Annotated in this window: 3 protein-coding genes; all 3 read right to left on the bottom strand. The window is 58.8% G+C overall.

All coding sequences use genetic code 11. The features are described 5' to 3' along the window. Positions 1–981, bottom strand: a 981-nt coding sequence (locus GRS80_RS13095) for a protoglobin domain-containing protein (RefSeq protein ID WP_343161569.1), incomplete at its 3' end; no start/stop codon positions are given. Between the two features lie 67 nt (positions 982–1,048). Further along, entirely contained in the window at positions 1,049–1,483 is a 435-nt protein-coding gene (locus tag GRS80_RS13090) for a chemotaxis protein CheW (RefSeq protein WP_160047956.1), read from the bottom strand. A 12-nt stretch (positions 1,484–1,495) separates the two neighbouring features. After that, the coding region (locus GRS80_RS13085) for a methyl-accepting chemotaxis protein (RefSeq protein WP_235019740.1) at positions 1,496–1,880 on the bottom strand (385 nt) is incomplete at its 5' end.

Here is a 1,880-nt window from a genome sequence, read left to right as displayed (position 1 = left end):
GCGTTCCATCTTTTCGATCGCCTCCTGGGCGGTGTCGGTGGTGTCGTCAGTGAGTTCCTCGGCGCGTTCGCTGGTGGCGCTTACCTCCTCGGCGTTAGCGGCGATCTCCTCGACGGTCGCCGAGAGGCCGGAGACCTCGCCTGCGATCTCGCTCGTCGAATCGAATTGGTCGTCAGTGAGCGTTGCGATCTCCTCGGAGCGTTCGGCCACAGTCTCCGTCCTCGATCGGAGTTCGGACACCGACTCCTGAACGTTTTTCGAGACGTCGATTCGGCGCTCGAGTTCGGCTTCGACGTCGGCGTAGGCGTCGATGTACGTATCCATCACGACCTGCTGGTCGAGGTTCATCAGTTTGAGCGTCGAGAGCGCGCGACCGACGACGGTCTCGACGGCATCTTGGGCCTCCGAGAGGGGGACTACTGCTTCCGCTGCCGGTGATTCTGGATCCGTCTCCGCCTCAACTGCTGTCTCTGGTTTCGCCTCGGTCCGCCGATCCGTCGCCATCTCTTCTAACTGATCGTTCGCGTCGTCGGCGATCGCGTTCAGGATGCCATCGTAGTAAACCGTCGAACTGCCGAGATAGAGTTTCGGATCGAGGTCGAGTAGTTCGTGAATCTTCCCGATTCTGGCGCGTCGCGAGAAGTACTGTTCATCGTATTCGCCGCTCGTGAGGTCGGTGAGATACTGCCGTTGGGTTCGTTTGAGTGAGTCGATTTCCTTGGAGGACGTCTCGAGTATTTTCGCCGTCCTCGGATGAGAGTGAAGGTGATCGTAAAACTCGTCGACGAGATCGTCGGCAACGCCGTCGATCATCCCGTCGATCGCTTCCAGACGGTCAGCGTCCTCCTCGTCGAACCGGGTAAATTCCTTCCGCCATTCGATTTCCTCGCGGTCGATCCCGAGATCGGAAATGAGGGTACGACCGTCGACCGCGCGTCTCGTTCGTTCGTCAATCTTGTACGCTCGCTCGTGTTCTGCCACGGTCCACCATTCTGGTGGCTGTTATATGAGCGTTTTTGCTGTTCTCGAATTTCGCTGTCAGTTCGGACTAGACCCGGACGTCGGTCGGATCGATCCAGAGAACGAAGTTGTCCTCTCGCCGGACGATGCCAGCGATCCCCGATCCGCTGACCGACGTGTCGACGTTAGCCGTTTCCAACTCCTGGACTTGGTGAACTTCGTCCGCGAGCCAGCCGACTCGCTCGGTGGAGTCGCGTTTTCGTTTGAACACGATGATCCGTTCTCCCAGTTCGCCGTCATCGTCATCGCCAAAGATCGTTCGCAGGTTGACGATCTTCGTCGTCTCCCCGCGGAGATCCATGACGCCTTCGATGTGTGCCGGCGTGTTCGGCACTGCCGTCAGTTCGTCGGTGTTTACGATCTCTGCGACGTATCCGATATCGACGCAGTAGCGGTTCTCTCCGAGGTCGAACTCCAGGACGTGGGTGCTCGATTGCTCCGGTAGGTGGTTCGTTGTTGCCATTGTGTCGTAGTGTTACTGTTCGGTCAGTCTGCGGATTTCGGCGTCGATGTCGTCGACGAGAGTCTCGAGTTGGTCGTTGATGGCGACGATTTCGTCGATTTCGGTGGAGACGTTCTGTGAGTGTTCCATGGCGGTGTCGGTCATGCTGGCGACCTCTTCGGTGGTGGCGGCCTGGTCGTCGGTAGCGACGGCAACCTCCTCGATGCCGGTGCTCGCTTCGGTGATCGAGGCTTTGATCTCCGTTAGGTTCTCGACGGTTTCCTCGACGAGGGACACGCCGTCTGCGATCTCCTCGTTTGCGGTCTCGAGGCTGTCGACGGTTTCCTCGGTATTCTCCTGGATCTGTTCGACCATCTTCTCGATGGTAGCGGCTTCGTCTTGGGACTCCTCGGCGAGC

The organism is Natrialba sp. INN-245 (assembly GCF_009807105.1).
Taxonomy (GTDB): domain Archaea; phylum Halobacteriota; class Halobacteria; order Halobacteriales; family Natrialbaceae; genus Natrarchaeobius; species Natrarchaeobius swarupiae.
The sequence above is the reverse complement of the archived record's forward strand: the minus strand, read 5'-3'. Positions and strand labels throughout refer to the sequence as shown.